Annotated in this window: 1 protein-coding gene; it reads right to left on the minus strand. The window is 54.7% G+C overall.

The genetic code is table 11. The features are described from left to right. On the minus strand, window positions 1-210 hold a 210-nt coding region (locus RA25_RS21965), incomplete at its 3' end, for a transposase (protein ID WP_039175050.1). Between the last annotated feature and the right edge of the window lie 101 nt (window positions 211-311).

A 311-nucleotide genomic window follows, 5' to 3' on the forward strand; every position in this document is an offset into this window, starting at 1 on the left:
CAACATCTTCTTGAGCTTGGTGTTCTCGATCTCCAGAGCCTTCAGCCTCTTGGCCTCGGACACATCCATGCTGCCATACTTCGAACGCCATTTGTAGAAAGTGCCATCGCTGATGCCGTGCTTCCGGCACAGTTCCTTCGCCCCCATTCCGGCTTGGTGCTCCTTCAGGATGCCAATGATCTGCTCTTCGCTGAAACGGCTTTTCCGCATCGTCTGTCTCCTCGCTTGGAGAACAGGCTAACTTCAAATCGCGGACTTTTCAGGGGAGCACGTCAGTCGCTCAGCGCATCAATGACGTTGCCGGAGTTCAG

Origin of the sequence: Leisingera sp. ANG-S5, from assembly GCF_000813925.1 — a bacterium.
Lineage (GTDB): Bacteria > Pseudomonadota > Alphaproteobacteria > Rhodobacterales > Rhodobacteraceae > Leisingera.